The 24,182-nt window shown below is 62.6% G+C and carries 17 protein-coding genes; 5 read left to right on the top strand and 12 right to left on the bottom strand.

Translation table 11 applies throughout. From position 1 onward, the window contains the following. Window positions 1–20 precede the first annotated feature (20 nt). Both GNZ12_RS33290 and GNZ12_RS33285 read right to left on the bottom strand, forming a co-directional pair. Complete coding sequence (locus GNZ12_RS33290) at window positions 21–1,763, bottom strand: FAD-dependent oxidoreductase (RefSeq protein ID WP_172309677.1); 1,743 nt, start codon at window positions 1,761–1,763, stop codon at window positions 21–23. Window positions 1,764–1,994: 231 nt separating this feature from the next. Further along, window positions 1,995–2,615, bottom strand: coding sequence for an LbetaH domain-containing protein (locus tag GNZ12_RS33285; RefSeq protein ID WP_172309676.1), 621 nt, complete (start codon window positions 2,613–2,615; stop codon window positions 1,995–1,997). A 176-nt stretch (window positions 2,616–2,791) separates the two neighbouring features. Here GNZ12_RS33285 and GNZ12_RS33280 point away from each other — a divergent pair, with 176 nt between their 5' ends. Continuing rightward, window positions 2,792–3,310, top strand: coding sequence for a hypothetical protein (locus GNZ12_RS33280; protein ID WP_172309675.1), 519 nt, complete (start codon window positions 2,792–2,794; stop codon window positions 3,308–3,310). A 31-nt stretch (window positions 3,311–3,341) separates the two neighbouring features. Here the strand turns inward: GNZ12_RS33280 and GNZ12_RS33275 are convergent, their stop codons facing one another. The 9 genes from GNZ12_RS33275 to GNZ12_RS33235 form a co-directional block, all read right to left on the bottom strand. Continuing rightward, the gene (locus GNZ12_RS33275; protein ID WP_172309674.1) at window positions 3,342–4,679 is read right to left on the bottom strand and encodes a glycosyltransferase WbuB; all 1,338 of its coding nucleotides are present in this window, start codon (window positions 4,677–4,679) and stop codon (window positions 3,342–3,344) included. Window positions 4,680–4,734: 55 nt separating this feature from the next. Then, window positions 4,735–5,877 carry a glycosyltransferase family 4 protein gene (locus GNZ12_RS33270; protein ID WP_172309673.1) on the bottom strand — a complete coding sequence of 381 codons (1,143 nt, stop codon included), beginning with the start codon at window positions 5,875–5,877 and terminating at the stop codon, window positions 4,735–4,737. 119 nt (window positions 5,878–5,996) lie between these two features. Beyond that, a complete protein-coding gene (locus tag GNZ12_RS33265) occupies window positions 5,997–6,953 on the bottom strand; it encodes a GDP-L-fucose synthase family protein (RefSeq protein ID WP_172309672.1) in 957 nt (318 codons plus the stop codon). Window positions 6,954–6,958: 5 nt separating this feature from the next. After that, window positions 6,959–8,077, bottom strand: a complete 1,119-nt coding sequence (gmd, locus tag GNZ12_RS33260) for a GDP-mannose 4,6-dehydratase (RefSeq protein WP_172309671.1) — start codon at window positions 8,075–8,077, stop codon at window positions 6,959–6,961. Window positions 8,078–8,167: 90 nt separating this feature from the next. Further along, entirely contained in the window at window positions 8,168–10,402 is a 2,235-nt protein-coding gene (locus GNZ12_RS33255; RefSeq protein WP_172309670.1) for a polysaccharide biosynthesis tyrosine autokinase, read from the bottom strand. 49 nt (window positions 10,403–10,451) lie between these two features. Then, window positions 10,452–11,591, bottom strand: coding sequence for a polysaccharide biosynthesis/export family protein (locus tag GNZ12_RS33250; RefSeq protein WP_172309669.1), 1,140 nt, complete (start codon window positions 11,589–11,591; stop codon window positions 10,452–10,454). A 67-nt stretch (window positions 11,592–11,658) separates the two neighbouring features. Continuing rightward, complete coding sequence (locus GNZ12_RS33245) at window positions 11,659–13,044, bottom strand: undecaprenyl-phosphate glucose phosphotransferase (RefSeq protein WP_172309668.1); 1,386 nt, start codon at window positions 13,042–13,044, stop codon at window positions 11,659–11,661. A gap of 57 nt (window positions 13,045–13,101) precedes the next feature. Next, window positions 13,102–14,685 carry a sugar phosphate nucleotidyltransferase gene (locus GNZ12_RS33240; RefSeq protein ID WP_172309667.1) on the bottom strand — a complete coding sequence of 528 codons (1,584 nt, stop codon included), beginning with the start codon at window positions 14,683–14,685 and terminating at the stop codon, window positions 13,102–13,104. 104 nt (window positions 14,686–14,789) lie between these two features. Beyond that, window positions 14,790–15,776 carry a helix-turn-helix domain-containing protein gene (locus GNZ12_RS33235; protein ID WP_172309706.1) on the bottom strand — a complete coding sequence of 329 codons (987 nt, stop codon included), beginning with the start codon at window positions 15,774–15,776 and terminating at the stop codon, window positions 14,790–14,792. 799 nt (window positions 15,777–16,575) lie between these two features. On the opposite strand from GNZ12_RS33235, the gene GNZ12_RS33230 reads away from it, so the two are divergent. The 4 genes from GNZ12_RS33230 to GNZ12_RS33215 all read left to right on the top strand — a co-directional run bounded on the left by GNZ12_RS33230 (window position 16,576) and on the right by GNZ12_RS33215 (window position 22,260). Beyond that, the gene (locus GNZ12_RS33230) at window positions 16,576–18,873 is read left to right on the top strand and encodes a hypothetical protein (protein WP_172309666.1); all 2,298 of its coding nucleotides are present in this window, start codon (window positions 16,576–16,578) and stop codon (window positions 18,871–18,873) included. 177 nt (window positions 18,874–19,050) lie between these two features. Beyond that, complete coding sequence (locus tag GNZ12_RS33225; RefSeq protein WP_172309665.1) at window positions 19,051–19,200, top strand: hypothetical protein; 150 nt, start codon at window positions 19,051–19,053, stop codon at window positions 19,198–19,200. A gap of 52 nt (window positions 19,201–19,252) precedes the next feature. Continuing rightward, window positions 19,253–19,705, top strand: coding sequence for a GDP-mannose mannosyl hydrolase (locus GNZ12_RS33220; protein WP_172309664.1), 453 nt, complete (start codon window positions 19,253–19,255; stop codon window positions 19,703–19,705). 173 nt (window positions 19,706–19,878) lie between these two features. Further along, complete coding sequence (locus GNZ12_RS33215) at window positions 19,879–22,260, top strand: RICIN domain-containing protein (RefSeq protein WP_172309663.1); 2,382 nt, start codon at window positions 19,879–19,881, stop codon at window positions 22,258–22,260. A gap of 25 nt (window positions 22,261–22,285) precedes the next feature. Here the strand turns inward: GNZ12_RS33215 and GNZ12_RS33210 are convergent, their stop codons facing one another. Further along, window positions 22,286–23,371, bottom strand: a complete 1,086-nt coding sequence (locus GNZ12_RS33210; RefSeq protein ID WP_172309662.1) for a glycosyltransferase family 4 protein — start codon at window positions 23,369–23,371, stop codon at window positions 22,286–22,288. Window positions 23,372–24,182: the final 811 nt, after the last annotated feature.

Below are 24,182 nucleotides of genomic sequence, written 5' to 3'. Positions count from 1 at the left end.
TACCGTCACCGGCCCGTTCCTCATTGCTCCTTCATCAACGGCGTCAAGGTCGAGGCTGCGATCGGCAGGGTGCCGGCTTGAGGCTGCTGCGGCTGATTCGACATCACCGAACTGTTGGCGGCGTCGCCCCGCGCGTTGCCGACGATATCCGGCACCTCGAGTTGCCGCACCAGATGACCCGCGAGGCGTAGTGCAAGCGCGGCGATCGTGATGGTCGGAAAGTTGGCGCCGACGGTGGGAAATACCGAGCTGCCCGCCACGTAGAGATTGCTCACCCCATGCACCTTGCAATCACGATCGACCACGCCTTCACGTGGCGATTCGTGCATGCGCGTGGTACCCATGTGGTGCCACGTGCCCTCCAGCTTCGCCGGCCAGTGCCGGCCTTCGAGCGGCGCATCGAGTTCGACGTCCGCGATGCCGGCCATCTGCAACTCCTGCGCGAGCAACGCGAACGTTCTGTCGAAGGTGCGCTGCACCTGTTCGCCCAGACGCCACTCCACCTTCACGCGCGGCATGCCGAACCGGTCGCGCTTATCGGCCGACAACGTGACCCGGCTATCGGGATTGGGCACCGCTTCGACGATGGCCTGCAACGTCACGTCGGTGATCAGCACCGGCCACTGGAGGAGTCGCGTCAAACCGTAGCCCACGGTGTGCAGCGGGTGCGCGATCATCGTCGCGACATCGGTCTTCAGGCTGCGGCCCGGCTGGTCCTTCTGCAGCAGCGCTTCCTTGCAGTGGATCAACGCTTCGGACCCTGCGGTTCCTTCGCCGAACCAGCGCGAATAGAGCCACACGCGCGAATTCAGCAGCTTCTCGCGCTCCATCAACTCCTGCTTCGGCGCGAACTGTGACGATATCTTCGTGCCGTGCGCCGACACGGCGGCATTCTGATAGTGATACTTGATGTCGTACAGCTTATTGCGAGCATTGCCCGGACGAAAACGCACTTTGCCGCACATCATCCGCGGGTGATCCATGAAGTAGCGGCCCACCAGATCGTTGGCATTGCCAAGGCCCGCCGCCTGCACGTTGTTCGAGGCCAGCAGGAGGCGCGCGTTCTCGATGCCGCCCGTGGCCAGCACGAAGATCCTGGCGACCACCGTCATCTTGCGGCCACTGAGGGTCGCCACCTGGAGCCGCGAAATGGACGTGCCCTGAGCGTCGGCGTCGATATTCAGGACATTCGCATACAGAAACACGCGCACCCGCGACGAACGCGACAGCTCGTCGCGATAGGCCTTTCCGAAGCGCACGGGTGGGCTGAACTGCGCGACGGTATCGCGCATATCGCCGGTTGCAAGCGGAATGCGGCGCACGTCATGGCGCCCGATCTCGCGCTCCCAGTAGGCAGGATCGAAGTTCTGCGGGCCGAGCTTCAGCAGTTCATGGGTACGCGCATAGTACGGCGCCAGTTCGTCGAGGCCGAACGGCCAGCCACTGTGCGGGATCCAGTCGCGCTTCTCGAAGTCCCACGGATCGAGCGGGCGGCACCAGCCGCCCCAACAATTACTGCTGCCGCCGAAGTAGCGGCTGCGCGAGCCGTCCGCGAACGAATAGGGCAGTCCGGCGTTCTCGCCGCGACAGAGGTCGCGGGTTTCATCGTCAGGCCCGAAGCCCCCGCTTTCGAGCACACAGGTGTCGACCCCCGCCCTCGACATCTCCCGCGCAAGCGTAATACCGGCGACACCTCCGCCGATAATGCAGACCGTCGTTTCAATGACTGTGTTGTGTTCAACTGTACGAGTATCGATGAACATCCCTACTCCCATCTTTTTCACGCATCTCTGAATGCGTCAATCCGGCTACTCATCCAACCGGGGCTGGCAAGCAAACCACGCACATGTCGTTTCCGGACACAGCATCGGCATCGCCGCGGGCGTCGATCAACAGAATCGATCGACAACAATCCCACTGCGTCCGGCGGCATTCCGGCGTGTCAACGACTTGGCCTCCTCAGCGTATAAACGCTGCGGTTCTCTATCTGTGCTTCAGGTCACGGAATCGAACCGTTTCCTGATAAAACGACAGGGATTGCCGCCATACACGCCCTCTGGATCGAGTGAACGATGGACGACGGACAAGGGCGTCACCACGGCCGACCGGCCGATCGTCACACCCATCTGCACAACACATTTCGACGTGATCCAGACGCCATCCTCGATGACGATCGGCGCCACGCGCAGATCCATCGTGGTGCTCATGTCGTGAGAGCCGGCACTCAGGAACGTCCCCTGGGAAATACAGACGTTCGAGCCGATGCGAATCAGCGCCTGGTTGTAGATCCAGACGTCGACGCCGAACCAGCAGTTATTGCCCACTTCCAGATTCCACGGCGACTTCACACGCAATGGGTGCACGAAGCGGCAACCCATGCCGATCTTCGCGCCGAACAGGCGTAACAGCGCAACCCGGACCGAGGAAAACGGCAGCAGCTTGTTGTTGATCACGCAGGCTTCAACGACAAACCAGATGAGCTCGATCAGGGCACCGCGCTTCGCGCAATAGTTTCCCTTTCCCGCGCGGCTCAGATCGATGACACGGCCCTCCTCGCGAACACCGTCGACTTCCGGCATGCGCCCGATCTGCGGATCGTCGGCAACGTTACCCATCATCTTTCTCCACACCACGAACGGGAATCGACATGCCCGCGCATCATGGTTACATTATGTTACTAGTCCTTACTGACCCTGGTTTCATGGCCGTACGGGCAAGCGTTTTGGCGGCTGCACACGTGCCGGTTGGCGCACGATAGCTCTATTGAGACCGCATCTTCCTGGGGCATACGATGACCATCTCGTTTCCGCGTACCACCACCCTGCTGCTTCTCGCCATCGCCACCTACATCGGCACATGCACCGCGCCGGCGCTCGCGCAGAACGCAGCACCCGCGCCCGCTGCACCGGCCCTTGCCGCTACGGCTGCGACCAGCTACGGCCCCCCCACCCCGGCGGCACCCGCCAATCCCGGCGCCGCGCATCGCAACAGCGAAGCCCAGTTGCTCGGCGCGCCGCGCGATTACGGTTCGCCAGACGCGCAACAAGGCAATACCGCCGACGCCCAGCAGGCCGCGCTGCTCGACGAACAACGCATGACGGTGTTGGGAGGGCAAGGCGGTCAGCCGGCTGTGGGCAAGGGCCAACAACGCAACAAGGCGCAGGCCGCCGCCAACGGCAAGGTGCGCGTGGCCGGCCAGCCGGGCGGTCCGAATGCAGCCGACGGCTTGATGCCCGATGGCGCAGCGAAAGCCACTTACGCCGATCCGTACGATGCGGGCAAGCACGCCGTCTACAAATCCCCGTGGTGATATCCCATTCATGAGATGGCCGCTTGCCGGATCAATCCGGCGCGGCTTCCTCCGTTGTAGCCGGCTTGCGCCGCCGCCCGGCCACAGCGGTTGAAGATCTCGAGGCATCAAAATACGGCGGCTCCACGTGCGCAAGCTCGCCGCGAGGCTTACGAACCAGCGTCGCGAGCCGCTCTTCGAAGGTGCGAATCGTCGACTCCGGCGATAGCGCGCGCTCCGCATAATGGCGTGCGGCCCGGCCGAGCGCCGCGCGGCGTTCGCGATCGCTCACCAGCACGGTGATTGCCGCCACTAATGCCTTGACGTTGTCCGGCGGCACGACCACGCCGCGCGGCGACACCGCGTCGTAGAGACCCGTGCCGTGCCGCGCCATGGCCACCACCGCGCGCCCGCTGGCGAACATGCCGGTGAGCTTCGAAGGCATCACCAGATCAGCGGCATCGCCACGTTGCGGCAGAACATGAATGTCGGCGAGGTTGAGCAGTTCGTTCAGGTGTTCCACCGGTTGCAGCGGAATAAAAACGCAGTTCGTCAATCCCGCGCAGCGCTCGATCAAGCTCGCTTTCGCAGCGCCGCTGCCGCAGAAAACGAAGGTGACATCGGCCCGTGTGGCAAGCAACGCCGCCGCATCGGCGAGCGTTTCGATGCCCTGTTTCGCGCCCATGTTGCCCGAGTACAGCACCACCTTCTGGTCCACCGGAATGCCCAGTACACGCCGGTAGTCGCTCGCGCGCGCAAGCGGAAAAATGGTCGACACATCGACCCAGTTGGGCAAGGACACGACCCGCGATGGCTCGACACCCTTGACCACCGCACGCGCACTCATCTGCGGCGTAATCGACGACACGGTATCGAAGCGCCGCAGCAGCGTGCTTTCGATCCAGCGCGCCACGCGGGCTGCGCGCGAGCTTTTCAGCAGACCCAGATCGAAAGCCGCATCGACCTCGAAGTCCTGAATATGCAGCCACGCACTCGCACCAGCGAGTCGCGCGAGCGCCAGTGCAGCAGGCGCGCACATCAGGGTCGGCGCGATCAGCATCGCCGCATCGGGGCGCCACAGCATCTGCCGGGCGAGCAGCGGCAACGAGCTGGCCGCGAAGCTCGCCAGATGCACCATCCGCTTCAGCCCGCTGGGGCGCGCCGGCACCCACAGCGGTGCGCGCCAGATCGTCACGCCGTCGCGCTCCTCGCGCTGATACCGCCAGGACACGTAGCCTGCGGCAACGCACCAATCAGGGTAATAGGGCGGCGCGCACACCACACGAACCTCGTGACCGCGGCCGGCCAGCAGCACAGCCATCTCCGCCGTGTACTTGCCCACTCCCGTCAGTTCGGGCGCGTAGTTGAGGCCGTAGATCAGGATCTTCATTGTGGCTGCCAGAACGTGTTAACGCTGCGCATGCGCAACGGGGCCGTAAGGCGCTTCAGTCGCTCAGCATCAGCGCGCAGCCACGAGCGATATTGGCTGCGGCGGTAGGGGGATCGAATCGGCGAATCACATCCATGCAACGGCGCGCCGTGCCGCCGGCGTCGGCGAACGCCTCCATCGCCTTGAGCATCGTGCGCTGCAGTCCGGCGACGTCGCCCGCCGTGAATGCATAGCCGCTTACGCCGTCGATCACCAGTTCCGGCACACAGCCGCAACTCTCGCTGACCACCGCCGGGCAGCCATGCGCGAGCGCCTCGTTGACGACGAGTCCCCACGGCTCGCTGTAGCTCGGCAGCACCATGCAGGTCGCGCCGTAATACTCGCGGGTGAGCGGCTCGTCCTGCAAACTGCCGGCGAAGGTGACGGCGTCGCCCAGGTCGAGCTTGGCTACTTCCTCGTGCAGTCTCTCCGCCATCGGCCCTGTGCCGACAATGCGCAACTTCGCCGCTGGAATACGCCGCCGCAAGCCGGCGAACGCCTCGATCAGCGTGCCGATGCCTTTCTCTTCCGAGAGACGGCCCACATAGAGAAACACCGGCGGATTGCCGGCGCGCGCGGCGACCCGCTCGACCAGCGCGCGCTCCGGCGAGAACGAGCCGGGCAATGCGGCGGCCTGACACGGCACGAAAATCTTGTCGCCCTTCGCCCCGAGTGACAGCAGATACTCGCGGCTGCGCTCACCGAAGCCGAAATAGCCGTCACAGAGCGAGAAGAACACGCGCTTCGGAATCGACGTCAGCAGCTTCTTGGGCCGGTCGCGCGCGGTCGAATCGCAGAACACCGCACGCCGCTTGCCGGTCACGATGCACGCCGCCAGCATCGCCCAGTATTCCGGACGGTGGTAGCCCGGCAGAACGATCAGGTCCGACTTGGTCCGCAGGACCTCCCAGGTGAGCCGCGCGATCATCTTCAGCGTCGGCACATCCTCGTAGCAACCGTCGAACAACTTGTGCATCGGATAGCGATGGTACGAATAGTCGACATCTGAAAAGCCGACACGATCGTGTTCGGTATCCGCGATCTGCACCATCGAATAGCGAATCGCGCCGGTCGACGAAATGTTATGCAAAGCGGAGAACACGACACCCTTGTGACGCGACCATACGACGTTGTGGAAGATCGTGACTGACGCAGTCATTTTTATTCAACTCCTCGAAAAATCGTCCCTGTGTGCGTTGCACGCGACTCGCGCGAAACGCCCCACGCGTCCCTACAATCTCAATTCCGGAATCGCGCTCCACGGCCTTCCGTGCGCGCCTAGGCCTGCATGGCGGCGGGTGTCGAGCCAGCGTGTAACTCAACGAATTCCCGATACGTGGACGCGATGCCCTCTTCAAGGCCAATGGTCGCGTGCCAACCCATTTGCGCGAGCCGCGATACGTCAAGCAACTTGCGCGGCGTGCCGTCGGGTTTGGAGGCGTCGAAAACAAGTTCGCCCTCGAAGCCGGCCACCTTGCAGATACATTCGGCCAGCTCGCGAATCGACAGGTCTTCACCCACCCCGACGTTGAACAGGCCTTCTGTCACATTGTGTTCGAGCACGAAGAGCGTCGCCGCGGCGAGATCGTCGACGTGCAGAAACTCCCGGCGCGGCGTGCCCGATCCCCACACCGTCAAGGTCGCGGATCCGTTCACTTTCGCTTCGTGCGCCTTCCTCAGCAGCGCCGGCAAAACATGGCTGCTGTTCAGGTCGTAGTTGTCGTTAGGGCCGTACAGATTGGTCGGCATCAACGAGACGTACTGCGTGTTGTATTCACGGTTGTACGCCTCGCATAGCTTGAGACCGGCGATCTTCGCAATCGCGTAGGCGTCGTTGGTCGGCTCGAGCGGCGAGGTCAACAGATACGCCTCGCGGATCGGCTGCGGACATTCCTTCGGATAAATGCACGACGAACCGAAGAACACCAGCCGGTCGACCTGAGCACGAAACGCGGCGTGAATCACGTTGGTTTCGATCACCAGGTTTTCGTAAATGAATTCACCCGGCTGCGACGCGTTGGCGAGAATGCCGCCCACGCGCGCGGCCGCGAGCAGCACCACGTCGATCTTTTCCTGCTCGAAGAAGCGGTTCACGGCAGCCTGATCCGTGAGGTCGAGCTCCGCTCTCGAACGCGTGACGACATTGTGGTAACCCTCGGCATTCAGCCGCCGGACCAGCGCGGAGCCGACCATGCCGCGGTGGCCCGCGACGAAGATGCGTGCGTGTTTGTTCATCGCCGTTACTCGTGATGTTCCAGTGCCGTGAAGCCGGCCAGCGTGACAAGCGCGTCACGTCTTGCAATCTGATAGTCCGCCCGCACCATTTCCTTGACGAGCGCGCTGAACGGCGTAGTCGGCTTCCAGCCGAGCTGCGCATGGGCTTTCGACGGATCGCCCAGCAGCGTCTCGACTTCGGCGGGCCGGAAGTAGCGCGGATCGACACGCACGATCACGTCGCCGGGCGACATCTTGATCTCGCGCCCGTCCACCTTCTCGACAATGCCGACCTCATCCACGCCGCTGCCCTCGAAACGCACCGTGACACCCAACTCGGCGGCGGCGTGCTGAACGAACTCACGCACGCTGTACTGCACGCCGGTGGCGATGACGTAGTCCTCCGGCTGCTCCTGTTGCAGCATGCGCCATTGCATCTCCACGTAGTCGCGCGCGTGGCCCCAGTCGCGCAACGCCGACAGATTGCCGAGATACAAGGTCTTCTGCATGCCCACCGCGATGCGCGCCACGGCGCGCGTGATCTTGCGCGTGACGAAGGTCTCGCCCCGCACCGGCGATTCGTGATTGAACAGAATCCCGTTGCAGGCGTAGAGCCCGTAGGCCTCGCGGTAATTGACCGTGGTCCAGTAGGCAAACAGCTTGGCGACCGCATACGGACTGCGCGGATAGAACGGCGTGGTCTCGGACTGCGGCACCTGTTGCACAAGGCCGTATAGCTCCGAGGTGGAAGCCTGATAAAAGCGCGTCTTGTGCTGCAGCCCCAGAATGCGGATCGCCTCGAGAATTCGCAAGGCGCCAAGGCCGTCCGCATTGGCCGTGTATTCCGGTTCCTCGAACGACACCGCCACGTGGCTCTGCGCCGCGAGGTTGTAGATCTCGTCGGGCTCGACCCGCTGGATCACGCGCAGAATGCTGGTCGAGTCGGTCAGGTCGGCGTGATGCAAAAAGAGTCGCTGGTCGGGGTCATGCGGGTCGCGATAGAGATGATCGATCCGGTCTGTATTGAACAGCGATGACCTGCGTTTGATGCCATGTACGTCGTAATCCTTGCTGAGCAGCAGCTCGGCCAGATACGACCCGTCCTGTCCAGTGATACCGGTGATCAACGCGACCTTACGTTTCATGGAGCTCTCTCCTCATTGCACTTTGCGATGTCCGTGCCATAGCACGGTCGAGTGGCCGGCCCCGTCATGGGGCCGCCGCCGCATCAACCCTTAGCCGGCGATGCTGTCGTAACCGTAATAACCGCCCTGATAGCCAGAACCGAGGAATGCCGCTTCCTGAGGCACATCGGTGAGCAACACGCCTTTGAGCGATACGCCGCCATTGAAGAGGCGCTTGGCCGTCTCGGCAATCTCGTTCAGCGGATGGCGGCCGTGGCGCACCACCAGCAGCGTCGTGCCGGCGTACTTGCCGATCACCGTCGAGTCGGTCACAGCGAGCACCGGTGGCGTGTCGACGATCACGATGTCGTAGTGCGATTTCAATTCTTCGAGCATGGTTTCGAAGCGCTTGCTCATCAGCAATTCAGACGGATGCGAGGGCAGCGTGCCCTTGGCGAGCACGTCCAGTCCGGGCAGCACGTCGCGCTGGATCATGGCCCCAAGATCGCCGCCGCTCAGCACGTCCGAGAGCCCCGGCTGATGGCCGATGCCGAAATGCGAATGGACATCGCCGCGCCGCATGTCGCCGTCGATAATCAGCACCCGCTTGTTCGCCGACGCCACCAGCGCCGCCAGATTCACCGACAGGAACGACTTGCCGGTGTCGGGCCGCGAACCCGTGATCATCACGACGTTGTTCTCGGCGTGATCGAGCGACAACTGCAACGAGGTCCGCAGATTGCGCACGCCTTCCACGGCGATGTCTTCCGGCGCCTGCTGCGCGAGCACATGAAGCCCGCGACGGCGCAGCATGACGTTTTCCTGCAAACGCAGCTGAGTCTGGCTGCGCGGCACGATCGCGAACACCGGCACGCCGAGCACCGCTTCGAGTTCGTCCGGACGTTCCACGCCGCCGTACATCGCGCGCTTGAAGAAGGTCAGCATGATGCCGATCATCACGCCGCCGCCGAGCGAGATCAGAATCGCCAGCACGCGCTTCGGACGAACGGGCTCGTCAGGCGTTTCGGCGAAGTCCACCACCCGCACGTTGCCCACCTGGCCGGCTTTCGCCACCCGGAGTTGCTGCGCGCTGTTCAACAGATTGGTATAGAGCTCCGTGTCGACGTGCACGTCGCGCAGCAGGCGCAATGCGGTCTGCTCGGTATCCGGCATCACGGCCACGCTGCGGTTCATGCTGGCCGCCGCGTTCTGCAACTCAGCAATCTGTGCATCGAGCGCGGCCACCGCGGGGTGATTCGCCGTGAAGCGCTGCGACATCTCCGCGCGTTGCTGCTGCAGATCGAGCAGCTTGGTCTTGTTGTCGACCACCTGCTGCAGCAGCAGACGGCTCTCTTCACCGAGATCGACCGTGCCGTGCTGGTTGCGGAACTTGTTATAGCGTTGCTCGGCGTCGTCGAGTTCCTTGCGCAAGCCAGGCAGTTGCTGATCGAGGAAGGCCAGCATGTGCTCCGCTTCGGTCGAACGGCTCTCCACATCCTGACGCACGAATTCGCGCGCCATGCTGTTGACGATCGCCGCGGTCAGTGCGGGGTCGCCGCCTTCGAGGCTCGTGCGGATCACGCCGGATTGCAGCGTGGTCTCGGCGACCACGAGTGCCTTTTGCAGGCGGTCCACGGTCCCCAGCGTCGAGGCGCGCTGCAGTTCGAAACGCGAGCCGGGCGCGCCGACCAGCTTGTCGACGTGCAACGCGATCGGGCCGTCGGCGGTGTCGGTTTCCACGGTCTCGCCGACATGGCCGGAGAGAATCGCGATACCGTTCTTGTCGCGCAGCACGTATGAACCACCCTCGCCCGCAATCAGCGTGAAGGGCGTGTCGTAAAACTCCTTCGTGGTGTCGAAGCGCGACACGGCAATGCTCTCGTTACCCCATGCGTAGCCCGACAGGTTGATGAACGACGGCAACCTGAAGCCCCATTGCCCGTTCACCAATCCCGCGACCATCCCGCCGATGAACGGCAGAGTGCGCGGCGCAGCCATAATGTCGAGGTGCAGGCTCTTGACCGTTTCCTCGGTGACGAGCCGCGACTTCAGCAGCTCGATCTCCGCCGCCGTCGAGGGCTTGGTGTCGAACATGCCGGTAAGCGGCGGCAAGGAATCCTTGCCGTTCGCGTTAGCGTTCGCCGTCTTGTCCTCGACGTGGAACAGGACATCCGCGCGATACGTCGGCGGCGCGAGGAACGCATACGCGCACCCCAGCGCGAGTGCGATCAGCGTCACCATTACGATCGTGCGCCAGCCCCTCACGATCGTGCGCAGATAGTCCGACAGATGCAGCTCGTCCGATCTGGACACGTCGGTATAGCGGTTTTCGAAGTTAATTGCCATTTTGTTCACCCAACAAAGCCCGGCGGTTCAAGGTCACGTTGCACGGTTGTTATTTCGTCAGGACAGCACCCGTCACAGCCGCATTGATCGCCGGCAGCAGCAGGTTCAACACACGGTTGAAGCGGACCAATGCGCCTTGACCGACGTACACGACGTCCTTCGGCTGGAGCTCGAACTGATTGGCGAGCACCATGGACACCGGCGAGGTCGCATCGAGGTGGTAGACCTGCGGCGAGTCGCTTGTCGAATTGCGGATCACGAACAACTGCCTCGGCGCCGACGTGTTCGAATCGAAGCTGCCGCTATCGGAAATGGCCTGCGAAAGCGTCAGCGAACCGTTGCGCATCGGCTGGATCGTCGCCGGCTTGTTGACCTCGCCCATCACGTAGACGCCGCTGTCTTCGCGCGAAGCCACTCGCACGATGTCGCCGGCCTGCAGGTAGATGTCCGACGGATTGCGGCCGCGCTTGATCAGGTCGTCCACGTTGAGCGGATACGTCACGCCGTTGCGGATCAGTTCAACCCGGCTGCGGTCCGCGTTGGCACTAAAGCCGCCGCCCTGGTTGATCACGCTCGTCAACGACATCGGAATGTCGTTGAGCGATTGCGCGCCCGGTGTGCGCACTTCGCCGTCGACATACACCTGGGCATTACGGAACGAGGCGACCCGCACGGTCACTTCCGGCTTCTGATAGACGACGCTCAGGCGCTTATGCAGCTCCTTCTGGATCGATGCGACGTCTTTGCCTGCCACGTGCAAATTGCCCGCGTACGGGAACTGAATGTCGCCGTTTTCGTCGATCAGAAAACCGGGCGCGGCATCGGTCGTTTTCGTGTTCTGCGCCGGCTGGCCAAGCGCTGCGGCGAGTTCAGGGTGATCCCACACGACGATCTGCAGCACGTCGCCAGGGCCGACCTTGTATGCGCTCGGTTTGCCGAACAGCGCGAGCGTCTGCGGCGGCAATGCCGCGGTCGTCTGCTCCGCCTTCATCTTGCGCAGCAGCGCGAGGTTGATATCGGTAATCGGTATCTGCTGTTGCTGCGAGGGTTCCGTGCTGTAGTCCCCACCCGTGTCCTGAATCGCGGCTGGCGTAACCATCCGCTGACCCGGTACGATCCCGCATCCGGCAAGCAGTACTGCAACTGTGAAAATCACGAGACTTCCCGTGCGTATACCAAGCGAGCTCATGGTGTTTCCTCCTTGCGCCAGGGCATCGTCCTCGGGGGAGGTAGCGCCCAGCGTGCTTGTTAACTACTTAGTAAGCGTTTCGATGCACCAGTCCGGCGACAATCGTCGCGCCGATAATCCGCATATCGAGCGCGAAGGACCAATGCCCCAGGTAGTACAGGTCATGTTCGACGCGACGCTCCATCTTCTCGATGCGGTCGGTTTCGCCACGAAAGCCGTTGATCTGCGCCCAGCCCGTAATGCCCGGCTTGATCCGATAGCGATTGATGTAGCCGGCGACCACTTTCTGATAGAGATCGTCGTGCTCGAGTGCATGGGGACGCGGTCCAACGACCGACATGTCGCCACGCAACACGTTGAAGAACTGCGGCAGTTCGTCGAGGCTCGTGCGGCGCAGAAATGCGCCGACTCTCGTGACGCGCGGATCGTCGCGCGTCGCCTGTTTGAGCGTGCCTTTTTGCTCGGTATGCAGACGCATCGAGCGGAATTTGTAAATCGTGAAGACGCGGCCGTCCGCGCCTTTACGCTTCTGCTTGAAGAGCACCGGGCCACGCGACGAGAGCTTCACCGCGATCGCGATGGCGAGCAGGATTGGCGCCAGGCCGATCAACGCCGCCGCGGCGAACAGGCGGTCGAAGATTTCCTTCTTCAGCATCGAACTGGCCGACAGGGGCGACGCCACGAGGTTGATCGCCGGCACGCCGAGCAGATCGATCACGCCGCTGCCATCGAACAATGCAATGCTGCGCACGTCCGGCATGAAGCGGATATTCACCAGATCGTCACGAAACTCGCTGATCAGCTTGCAGATCAGGGGCTCTTCGGCGAGCGACAACATGAGCCAAAGCTCGTGCACGTCGTTGGTGCGAATGTAGTCGGCAAGCGCATCCACCGTCTCGCAGACAGGCACTCGCGTGCTGGAAACAGCAGACACATCCGGGCGCGTGTTGTAGACGGCCGTGGCGCGAAAACCCGTGCCCGGCTCCGATTCGATCCGGCGAATGATCGCGTCGCATTGCGAGCCGCTGCCGACAATCGCGACCTGATGCAGGTTCAAACCGGCGCTGCGCGCGCGCGCCAGCACCACATGCGTGATCAGCCGGTAAGCGATCAGCAGGCCACCCGTCACCGCGGTCCAGTACGAGAACCACAGCCGCGACACGAAGTCGATGCGATGCAGCGAATACATCAGCACGAGCGCACTACCCTGCACCATCAGCCATGCGAGCGACACCTGCCCGGCCAGCGAGAGCTTGGAGCGGCCGCGCCATGACTCATACACGCCGAACGCTGGAAAGATGGCCAGCGCGAAGGCGGCGGAAAACATCACCAGCGCCCAATAGAACCCGGATTGAGCGAGGTAATCAAAGCGGATCTGCGACGCCACCGCCGCACCCACGAGCACCAACGCGACATCGAAAACTCGCGCGAGCAAATCCTGAAACTTGCGCATTTTGCTTACCTCGTTCTTACCGGTCGTTCTTTTCCGCAAATGATTCCGGACGCGCTGTTAGGGGCAGCGGCCGTAGTTGTCGTTGAACCTCACAATGTCGTCTTCACCGAGATAGGTGCCAGACTGGATTTCAATGATTTCGAGCGGCACTTTGCCGGGATTCTCGAGCCGGTGTCGCGTGCCAAGCGGGATGTAGGTCGATTCGTTTTCACTCAGCAGGAACTGCTCTTCGCCGCGCGTAACGAGCGCCGTGCCGCGCACGACGACCCAGTGTTCGGCGCGGTGGTGATGCAATTGCAGCGACAGCTTCGCGCCTGGCGTGACGACGATGCGCTTCACCTGGAAGCGTTCGCCGTGGTCGATGGAATCGTAGAAACCCCACGGGCGGCGCACCTTGCGATGCGCATCGGCCTCGGGTGCGTGCTGCGCCTTGATGCGTGATACCAGGCCCTTGACGTCCTGCACGTGCGAACGGTCGACCACCAGCACAGCGTCTGCGGTTTCGACGACCACCACATTGGTCGTGCCGACACAGGCAACGAGCCGGCCTTCGGAATGCGCATAGCTCGACACCGCGCCTTCGAACGCCACGCGGCCGCGCCCGGCGTTGCCGTTGGCGTCCTTCTCCATCGCAGCCCAGACGGCGTCCCAGGAGCCGAGATCCGACCAGCCGGCATCGAGTCGCACGACCACGCCCGACGGATTCGCGCCGGCCCCTGCTTGCGGGTCCGCGTCGTGGGTCGCAGCCGCCTCGTCCACGGCATCCGCGGCGCTCAAGTCCGTCAGACGCTCCATCACCGCATAGTCGATCGAGTCAGCGGGCGAACTCAGGAAAGCGTCCACCAGCGGACGGAAATACGCACCTTCGGTGCGGCCGTCCACGAATGCGCGTTCGCAGGCCGCGTGCATCTCGGGCTGCAGCCGTTTTAATGTATCGAGCCACACGCGCGCCCGCACGACAAAGAGCCCGGCGTTCCACCAGTACGTGCCCGCGGCGACGTACTGCGCGGCGATTTCCTCCGCCGGCTTTTCGACGAAGCCGTCGATCGCATGGCCACCATCAGGCAATGTCGCGCCGACGCGGATATAGCCGAAGCCCGTATCGGGGCGCGTGGGCGGCACGCCCAACGTGGCGATCGCGCCCCGTTCCGCGTACCTGGCGGCGCATTCCAGCGCGCCTTGCAGCGCGGGCACATCCGCAATCGAGTGGTCGGCCGGCATGACGATGAGAATCGCGTCGTCGCCATTAGCGCACGCGAGCGACGCCGCCAGCGTCAACGCCGGCGCCGTATCACGCCGTGCAGGCTCGACGATCAGACGCGCGGCCATGCCGTTTTCAAGAAGTTGTTCGGTAATCACAAACCGGTGTTCTTCACCGCACACGATGATCGGCGACGCGTCCACGTTCCAGCCGGCGGGAAATCCGTCCATACGCCGCGCGGTCGCCTGCAGCAACGAGTCAGAACCGACGACGTCGATCAGTTGCTTCGGATAGTTTTCACGCGACAGCGGCCACAGCCGCGTACCCGAACCACCGGCAAGAATGACCGGGACGATGCGCGCGCAATGCGCGCCAGCGGTCCCGGCATTGGCGCCGTCCGGGTTCACCGACGTAGCGCTCACAGCTCCCTGAGTCAACATATTCGCATTCCTTATAATTCTGTGAGATCAACGAAATATTTACCGAAGTACTGCGTGAAACGACTACTTGATGGGCGCGGTCAGCGCGGCTCGCGCCGCGTGCGCTACCCGCCGACCATGCGGCGGCTTTGAATCCGGAACTCAGTGGGGGAAATTCTCATCCGCTTGCGGAAGACTTTCGCGAGGCGGTCACCGTTACCCATGCCGGTGCGCCGGGCAATCTTGTCCACCGGTAATTCCGACTCGGTCAGCAGGCTGCAGGTCACCGCAAGGCGCTCATGCAAAAGGAAACTCGAGGGTGTGATGCCCATTTCCATCTTGAAGCGGCGCAGGAAGTTGCGCTCGCTCATCGCGGCAAACTGAGCCGCATCGGCAATCGAAATGGCCTGCTGACAATTCTCTTGCAGCCAGCGAGCCGCCGCGCGCACCTTGTCGCCGGGGCTCAACCCACCGTCTTCGCCAAGCAGCGGTGCGAGGTTTGAGCACGAGTCGGCCAGCAGGCGCTCCGCCACCGTGCGGGCGGCTGCGCCACCGAGATCGCGCTTGATCATGGCAAGCGCGCTTCTCATCGATTCAAGCCGGTCGCCCGCATCACCGTTCTGCTCGGCCTGGCGCGACAGCACCGGCTGCTGCTGGTGGAAATCGCCGCTTTCCTTGCAGTCCGGCACATAGGCCGCCTCGAGTAGCGCGCGCCCTTCCGCGATCGGCCGGATCATGCCGGTATTGCGGCGAACGCGCCGTAACCAGGCGATCAGCCGCTCGTCGCCAGCTGCGGCGAATGCGCCTTTGCCACCGGCGACATACAACGCGTCGAAGCCGCCGTAATGCCGCGCGTCAAGTCCGTCGGTCCAGACCCGCAGTGCGGACGACGAGGTCACCATGCCGCCGTCGGCCGACAGGAAGGAAACGTCATACAACCAGCCGCCCGAGCCGGACGATGCCAGCTCGTTCGCGGCCTGAAACACCTCGGCAACCACGCCCGCGCCCTGCAGCGAGCAGTCGTTGAACATCAGTATCGCGATGCGACGCATACCCTTGTTCGGTGCATGCACCCAGCGCAGCATTGCAGACTCGAGACTCGCGCAGGTCATAGTCATCCTCTCACCATAAAACGGATCGATTTTTCAACCTTGAACGCCAACACAGAGGAATGCTCTGTGCAGTGCATCATAGCCATCTGCCATCAAGCATTTAGCCGCCATGACCGAAACTGCAGACATGTTGGCGCTTTGATATGGTGGCCAACCAGTCATTTTCAGAACAATCCCGCCACTACTGTTTTTTCAGTGAATTAATTGCCGATTCTGCATATGAATGACTTTACGTTCCGCGAATCTTAATGCCAATTAATGCGCTTTTTCGTGCGCTGGCACACATACAATCGCCGCTCGAAATGCTTGAGTTGCAATTTGATCCGCCCGTCATTCCGCAGATTTGAAGTAACTTCTTCCCATCACGTCGTCAGAATGAGCGCAGCCGCCCTGCTCCTACCAGCCGCTGCTTTTACCAGATGCCCAAAGGGCTTTCTTCTGACGATATATTCGGTCCGCAGAGACATGTAAAACAGGTTCTAATATAAGCACTTTTGGAGCGACAAAATTATTTAATTCGTTGTTATTGGATCTGGAGAATATAAACAGGACGATTAATGTTTCAAACGTGAAACACGGCAATAAGACAACTTTAGCCCGCCCGGCAATAGACGGGCCAATGGCGGATTCTGTCGGATGAGAGCCGGTATGATTCCGCCACTCAATTGCGGAAATGGCCTATGCGGTTTCCGCAACACATTTCGATCCGAGGTAGCCTGAGGCGGGTCTGACCTGGTCAACTAGCCATTCAGCGACGCCTTGTCGCCGGAACTTATACGTCGAACGACACGGGGAACACATGTCGAATGTACGTGAACATCGCGCGCTGCGACCACTCGCCGGCGCCTTCGCCACTCACGGGTTAGCGCTGCGCGCCGCTGCCTTGGCAGCGGCGTTTGTCCTGCTGGGCCTCACCGCCGGCCCCTGCAGCACGGCTGCGGCTGCAGCCGGTCCGGACAGCACGAGCCCCGCCGATCTAACGGTCGACGGCAGGAAGTGGACACCCTGCGCGGCGGAGTACGGCACCTGCCGGTTCAGCGGCACGCGTGACGTGCTGTACGGCACAGTCGCGCAGCATGTAGTGAAGACGTTTTCGAACAGCGCCGATTGCAATAATGGTGTGTTCGGCGATCCAGCGCCCGGTGTGGAGAAGCGTTGCGCGTTTGCGGTTAGCGCGGCAGACGCGGGCACGGCAGCGAGAGCGGCTGCGGCGAACCCGGGCACCGCGCCAGCCGCCGCGCCGGAATCGACAGCCACCGCGCCCACTGCATTGAAGGCACCGCCCGGACAGGGCCTGCGCTGCGCCGCACCCACCTCGCAGGTGCGCGCGGCCGCCGACGGCGATCTGCTGGAAGCGGATACGCCGAGCGACGGCACGCGCCTGTTCGCCGCGGACAAACCGTTCGCGCTCGTCTTCACAACCCGTCCCTCGCAAAACGACACGCTCGACTGGCAGATCCGCGACAGCTGGAATGCCGTGCGCGCCAGCGGCCGCTTCCCCGTTGCGGCGGGCGCCACGCTATCGACCCTCAGTTGCGCGTCGACCGTTGCCGGCTACTTCGCCGTCTCCGCTTCACTGGAACGCGCACACGGCCAGCTCGAATCGCGCGGCACACGCCCTGCGGGCATCGCCACCTTCGGCGTATTGCCTGACACCTCCGCTGCGTTACCCGCCGTACGCTTCCCCTATGAGGATCTGCATCGATTCGGCGGACAGGGCACCGCCTACCTTGCGCCCGGGCAGCATTGCTGCGACGGTGACGGCTATCGGCCGGTCTATACGGCGCTCGGCCTTTCGTGGGCGAACGACAACCGCAACTGGTATATGGAGGAGCCGAAAAACGCGGGCACTTTCGATCCCGCCAGCAAACAGTTGGTCCCCTACTTCCGGCGCGGCGACATCATGCGCCTGATCCAGCTCGACGGGATTCCTCAGTGGGCCAGCCCGACCGGCAAAGAGACGCACAGCTACGCGCCGACCTCGCTCGCGCAAATGCGGGACTACATGGCCAAAGTCGGCGCCGAGTCCAACCGCACGCGGATGACCTACTTCCCCAAACAGCGCGACAACTACTATCAGGTGACGTGGGAACCGGACGCCGATGGAGGCCTGCCATGGCGCGATACAGACGCAAATTTCGTCGCGATGTACAAGGCGGTCTGGGAGGGCATTCATCAGACGGACCCGCACGCCGTGGTAATGGGTACAACGTACGCCTCCGTGCAGGTCAATGTCGAGAAGATGCGCCGTCTCGGTCCGCTCGGAATCGGCCGCTATATGGACGGCATGACCATTCACGGCTATTACGACATCGGAACGACGCCGTCGCATCCCCCCGAGCGCGTCGCCGACCCGGGGAATCTCGGCACCGTGCCAGGCGCGCTGCCCGCCGCGATGCGTGCGCTGCGCCATGAGCTGCATCAGTACCTGAAGCCCGGTGCGCCCCTGTTCGTCACCGAAACCGGTATCAGCTACGACATTGGTCAGGCATATGGCAAGAACTACCCGGGCGCGAACGTGCTGTATGCGCAAGCCGCGGTCGTGGCGCGCACGCATCTCATCCTGCTGGGCGAAGGCGCGGACATGACCTATGTGTTCTACCTCGCGGACATGCCGGACACCGCGCCAGGCTACGGAATTTTTTTCGAACTCGATCATCCGGATGGCGCCTACGGCCCCACTCACATCAGCCCCAAACCTGCCGCGCTCGCCGTGGCGGCGATGACGCGGATCATCGACGGAACGGATACGCTCGGGCCGCTCAGGAATTTGCCAAAAGGCGTTTACGCGTACGCATTCCGCCGGCTCGGCGGCGGCAAGATCGTGACCGCGCTGTGGACGCATGACAACGACGCATGGAACGCCAAAACCGGCTTCAGCGCGAGCCAGAGCGCGGACTATCGTCTGAGGGTCGACGCGCCCGGCACGTCGGGCGAAGTGACGGTGTTCGACATGATGGGCAACGCGTCGACCCTGACGTATCGCGACGGTGTCGCGAGCCTCAAGCTGTCGCCGACGCCCATCTATGTGGTCTCCGACAACGCCGGCGTGTTCAAGGACGCGGTCATGACCCCGGAAGGTTACGTTCCTCGCTAGACGGGCCGCGCGTGGTGCGTCGCGCGCGTCGTGGCGGCCGTAGGCACTTCGACAGCGCGCTCGCTGTCGCGATCTGCCGATACTTCGGCGTGATGTGACAGGGCAGCCCGTTGTTCGCGCACGTAGAATCCAGGCGGGTGCTGGTTCGCATGCACATCAACGCGCTGGAGCCGAGAGATGAACGGCCTCGCATGGACCATGATGGTGCTAGCCGCGATGGCCGGGGCGTTTCTCTTCGCGACGGTCGGCGCGGTGCTGGTCGCCCTGCTGCTGGCGAATGTCTCAAATCGCCTCACCCGGGACGATGAGCACCCTCACGACTATTAGTGCCTTCAGGATCGCCGTGCGCTCAACCGGTGCACGCCCCACGGGAGATGACATGCTGACCGAGATCGATTTCCTGGACGTCGTGCGTCTGACGCCGCTGGTCGCGATCGATCTGATCGTCAGCGACGCCCAGGGCCGCGTGCTGATCGGCCATCGTCGCAATCGCCCTGCACGCGGCACATGGTTTGTGCCTGGCGGGCGCATTCTTAAAGACGAAACGCTCGACGCAGCGTTCGCACGCATTGCCGACGCCGAATTGGGCATCGCGAAACTGGCGCGCTCGGCGGCCCGCTTCGAAGGCGTTTTCGAGCACCACTACCTGGACAACTTCGCCGCCGAGCCTGACGTGTCGACGCACTACATCGTGCTCGCCTATGCGCTGCAGTTCACCAGCACCGTCTCCGTCGGCCGGCTCGATCAGCACAGCGAATATCTCTGGCTCGCACCTGCGGCGCTGCTCGCGCGCGCCGATGTTCACGAGAACACCAAGGCCTACTTCCGCTAACGCTAGCGCCAGCGCCACGGCTACCGCCGCCAAGGTCACCGTCAGCGCTCGCGCCCCCGGGCGTCGGCGTGCCCCATTGCCGGCGCGCAAAGTGATGCCCACTGTGAGTTCGCCAACGTGGCGGCCCACGTCGATACAGTATGATCGAGCTCACCTCCAGGGCTCGAATCAACATGCGATCATCGGCAGCCAGACTCGTTCGCGATTCATCCATTGCTTTTCTAGCGCTACTTTTCTTCGCTTTCCTCCCCGGCTCGGCACGCGCGGCCAATTGCGGCGCCGGCACCCTGGTCACGGTCGTCGCCCACCTCGATGACGATCTGCTTTTCGTGGACCCCGCTATCAGCGAACGGCTCGACGCCGGCTGGTGCATCACGACCGTGCATCTGATCGGCGGCGCCAACGGTGCGAATTTCGCTTATGTGCAGACTCGCGAACAGGCTTCGCGGCTCGCTTATGCGCGCATGGCGGGGGTGCCTGACGAATGGATCGAAACGAATATTCCGATCGCCGGCAAGCTCTTGCATCAGATGGTGCTGAAGGCGAAGCCGCAGGTCCGTCTGCTCGAATTCCGGCTGCCCGGCGGCGCCGTGCGCGGCGGCCGCGTACCGCTCGGTCTTTTGTGGGAACAGCACGCCACGCTCTCCACCTATCCGATGAACGCCGACGGTTCCGTGCGTGTGCAATACGATCGGGCCTCGTTGTCGGCCACGCTGAAAGTGATACTCGCCGAGGCGTCACAAATCTACACGCTCAATCCGGACACCGTACCGTTTCTCGAGCACCCCGATCACATCTACTCCGCGCGCATCACACGCCACGTTGCCCAGACGCTGAACAAAAGCGTGCCGATCGTGTACCACGTCACCTATCCGACCGGCGACTGGCCCGGCAACGTTCCGGCGGCTGAAGTGCAGCGCAAGCGCGATATCGTTGCCAGCTATTTTTCTGTCGACGGCAACGAGTCTGCGGAGGTATTCGGCGAGTTCCAGTGGAACGGCAATTGGGTCGCGCGCCGCTATGCCTTTGCCGATCGCAGCGATCACCGCGTCACGGATTTTCAGGCGCGTCCCATTCAACTCTTCAATGCGGCAGCGAACCGCTGTCTGACCTCCGCGGGCAGCGGCCAGGCGCCGACACTCGCCGCGTGCACGGGTTCATCGACGCAACTATGGCGATGGGATCCACTGACCGTCTATCCCGGCAATACGCAGAACGCAGCGCTCGTCAGCGTCGCGACTTCGCAATGCATCGCCGAACGCGACGGCTATCTGACCTCCGAGACCTGCGATCAATGGGACATGGCGCAGCGCTGGACGCCGTGGGACTTCGGCCTCGTCTATACGCCACTGCGGCATTGCCTCGGTGAAAACGACGGCCGGCTCACCATGCGCGGCTGCACCTCGCTCACCACGCGCTACCGTTGGGCAACCACGCAACATACCCAGGCCACCGACCTGCGACTCGCCACCGCGATGGTTGGCGACATCGCTGGCACAGGCGAGACATCCGCGGTCTACGTGCAGCGCCAACACGATGGACCCGGATTCAACGTGTATGCGGCGTCGCTCGCGAAAGCGTCACGCCCCGCCCTGTGGTACGCCAGCACCGTCCCATTCGATCCGCGCGCCACGGCGCCGAGTTGCACGACTGACACGCTGTGCTTCGACAGCGCCCGCTTCCTGCTCGGTGACTTCGAAGGTGACGGCAAGGCTGACTTGATGGTTATCACCGCGCGCCAGGGCGGCACCGCGTTCTGGTTGCTTCACAGTACCGGCGAGCACTTCGAAGCCCCCCGTCTCTGGCTCCAGACCAGCAGTGCGTTCAGGCCCGACCTGACCCAGCAGTATGTGGCGGCGGATTTCAGTGGAACGGGGCGAACCGGCGTGCTGATCGCGCAGAAGCGAACCGATAGCGGGCTCGACCTCTGGCTGGTGTCGTCCACGGGCTCCGCCGGCTCGGCGCCGACGTTGATGACCCAGGCAAGAAACCTGCGCCAGAACGTCAATCTTCTGCCGGTGCAGGCGGCTGCAGCCCGTGCGTCACTGGTTGCGCTGGACGGTGCGGACGGACGGCTTGCGCTCACACCCATCGCCAACGACGGCACGCGCATGACAATCGGTGAGCGCAAGGTACTGCCGGCGAATTTTCTACCGGACTTCGTCAAAGTGACGGTCGGCGCCGTGCATGGCACGGCGAGCAATACGCTGATTCTGCTAACGCCGCATCTCGACGGCACGAACGACGACGCGCTCATCGACGTAGCCACCCTCGACACGGCGGATGCAGCCAGTGTGCCTGTCCGGGCAGCGACATTGCAGGGCATGTCGTGGTCGGATGTCTTCCCGGCCTTCGTGCTTGACAAGGGTAATGCGGCGCTCGTGCTTTATCGAAGAACCGACGCGACGCTCAGCGATTTCTATTTCACCGGCGGCGCACCGGCGCTGACGCGCTATCCGATAGGAAACGGCTTCGCCCTGGGCCCAGCCCAGGATCTCGGTGAACTGCCAGGGCTGTTCTCGGAGACGGTGCGGATCGATCGGTTAGCGCAGTAGCGCGAGCCGGTCGATCCGACGCAGTTCAGGCCGAAACCCGCAGCGGCCGGACGAACTGCCGCGCGATCGTCATGTAGCGATCTGCCGTGTCATGCAGCGTATAGCCCGCCAGTTGCCGGTTCGCACGCGGCATGTCGAGCGCCCTGAGCAAAGCCCGGCCATAGACCTCCGGATCGGTCGTATCGACAAGATTGACGCCGGCAAATCCACTGGCAAAGCCGAACGACGGAATCCGGTTCGCGACGACAGGAATACCCGAGGCGAGCGCCTCCAGAAAGCCGATGCTCTGCGCTTCAAAGCGCGAAGGCATGGCAAAGACACGCGAGGCGCGAAGGATCGCGGCGACATCCGAGCGCGGCCCGCACACCGTCACGCGGCTGTCCAACCCGAGTTGATGAACGAGCGACAGCACCGCCTCGTGATAGGGGATCTCCTCGACGACGCCGCACAGCAGCAAGCTCGCCTCGGGTTCGCTCTGCACGACACGCTCGAACGCGCGGATCGTGTCCAACTGGCGCTTACCTTCTATATAGCGGCCTAACTGAACAATCTGCTTGGCAGGCACGGCGGCGTCCGGTGCCGATGTGCCGTTGTCCGCCGCGAACAACGACGCGTCCACGCCATTCGGGATCACGACCATGGCCGGATGTTCGCCGATCTCCCGCAGGTAGTCGTCGATATTTTGCTGCGATACGCCGATGATCGCTCTCGCCCGCCGTGACAGCAGGCGCTCAGCCCGTTTGAGCGCGCCGTTCTCGAAGTCGTTGACGCCAGAGTGCATCACCCAGGCGATCGGCGTGTGCACGGGCAGAAGACGCACATAGAGTGCGGCGAGCGTGGCATGAGCCACGATGAAGTCGGGACGGAACTGACGCACCACGCGATACAGGTGCAGCAGTTTGCCCAGCTTGCCGTGATGCATGCTCGGGAACAGGCAGGTGACGCCGGCGGCCTGAAGCTCCGCGTGAATGTCGGCGAAATCATCCTGCTCTGGAAGCAGCGATGTAATACAGACCTCATGGCCGGCGCGTTGATGATAAATCGCGAGCCCTTTTACCAGTACCTCTGCCCCAGATAGCCGCGGTGCGTAAACCAACTGAAGAATTCTCACGATTTATCTCTCTGGATAACCGCCCTTTGTGCGCGGCGGATGGACATGCCGACTAGCAAGTACCGGTCCCAACAAACATCGACACCCCATCATCGTTTATCTCGCGCGCCCCTTTTCTCGGGGCGCGGCCTCGTCTTTCGTAAAACAGCGACAGTTCCGCCGCGAAGCTACTATCGCGAGGAAACCTTACACCGAAGGTCCAGCATTTTCCCGCCAACTCCAAGATTCAATCAGCTATGGAATGAGCGCTATCGCCCATTTCTCAGCTGATTACATCCATTCGCATAGTTAGGCATCCATTACAAATCTTTTCGACCCCAATTTCATGTGGCGGATAAAGACTGGTATCGCCATACGTATTATTTGGTGCGATCAATGCAATTAGTACTGCACTATTGATCATACGTAACGACTCGTTACTTCTTTTAAGCATAGTCATGCGTATTGTTGCGGTCGATTCTTCCCATCAGGGCCCGTCTTGCTTACAAGACAGTAAAAAGTTCGTCGAACGGCGCCGTGAACTCAAGAACTGCGATGTGAATTGCACGGTTCTTCAAGACGCTGATTGTTTTCGTCGTACCTTCCCCGGTCGTCCAATTCCGCCAAACCCGCCATGACGAGCGGCACGGATTTGTACGATATGAATTTCTCTGCAGAGAAATGCGTTTGGGGCCCACAACCCGGGAAGGCATCACCGTCGCGCAACCGAACCGTTGCGCGCCCAGGACGGCAAGTGTCGGAGCCTCGGTCATCGGCCGGCTTGCCATTGAACCCCGATGTTCGCTCCGTCTCCCGACGCGCTTCGCGCGAA

The organism is Paraburkholderia solitsugae, from assembly GCF_013177695.1.
In the GTDB taxonomy this organism is placed as follows: domain Bacteria; phylum Pseudomonadota; class Gammaproteobacteria; order Burkholderiales; family Burkholderiaceae; genus Paraburkholderia; species Paraburkholderia solitsugae.
Note: the sequence above shows the minus strand (reverse complement) of the source record. Positions and strands in the feature narration are given on the sequence as shown.

Coding starts and splice junctions, on each gene's coding strand:
- GNZ12_RS33285 (WP_172309676.1), bottom strand. CDS start 2,615: ATGGGTAACGTTGCCGACGATCCGCAGATCGGGCGCATGCCGGAAGTC.
- GNZ12_RS33220 (WP_172309664.1), top strand. CDS start 19,253: ATGCTGACCGAGATCGATTTCCTGGACGTCGTGCGTCTGACGCCGCTG.
- GNZ12_RS33250 (WP_172309669.1), bottom strand. CDS start 11,591: ATGAGCTCGCTTGGTATACGCACGGGAAGTCTCGTGATTTTCACAGTT.
- GNZ12_RS33225 (WP_172309665.1), top strand. CDS start 19,051: ATGAACGGCCTCGCATGGACCATGATGGTGCTAGCCGCGATGGCCGGG.
- GNZ12_RS33275 (WP_172309674.1), bottom strand. CDS start 4,679: ATGAAGATCCTGATCTACGGCCTCAACTACGCGCCCGAACTGACGGGA.
- GNZ12_RS33270 (WP_172309673.1), bottom strand. CDS start 5,877: ATGACTGCGTCAGTCACGATCTTCCACAACGTCGTATGGTCGCGTCAC.
- GNZ12_RS33290 (WP_172309677.1), bottom strand. CDS start 1,763: ATGTTCATCGATACTCGTACAGTTGAACACAACACAGTCATTGAAACG.
- GNZ12_RS33255 (WP_172309670.1), bottom strand. CDS start 10,402: ATGGCAATTAACTTCGAAAACCGCTATACCGACGTGTCCAGATCGGAC.
- GNZ12_RS33230 (WP_172309666.1), top strand. CDS start 16,576: ATGTCGAATGTACGTGAACATCGCGCGCTGCGACCACTCGCCGGCGCC.
- gmd (WP_172309671.1), bottom strand. CDS start 8,077: ATGAAACGTAAGGTCGCGTTGATCACCGGTATCACTGGACAGGACGGG.
- GNZ12_RS33240 (WP_172309667.1), bottom strand. CDS start 14,685: ATGTTGACTCAGGGAGCTGTGAGCGCTACGTCGGTGAACCCGGACGGC.
- GNZ12_RS33245 (WP_172309668.1), bottom strand. CDS start 13,044: ATGCGCAAGTTTCAGGATTTGCTCGCGCGAGTTTTCGATGTCGCGTTG.
- GNZ12_RS33280 (WP_172309675.1), top strand. CDS start 2,792: ATGACCATCTCGTTTCCGCGTACCACCACCCTGCTGCTTCTCGCCATC.
- GNZ12_RS33235 (WP_172309706.1), bottom strand. CDS start 15,776: ATGACCTGCGCGAGTCTCGAGTCTGCAATGCTGCGCTGGGTGCATGCA.
- GNZ12_RS33215 (WP_172309663.1), top strand. CDS start 19,879: ATGCGATCATCGGCAGCCAGACTCGTTCGCGATTCATCCATTGCTTTT.
- GNZ12_RS33265 (WP_172309672.1), bottom strand. CDS start 6,953: ATGAACAAACACGCACGCATCTTCGTCGCGGGCCACCGCGGCATGGTC.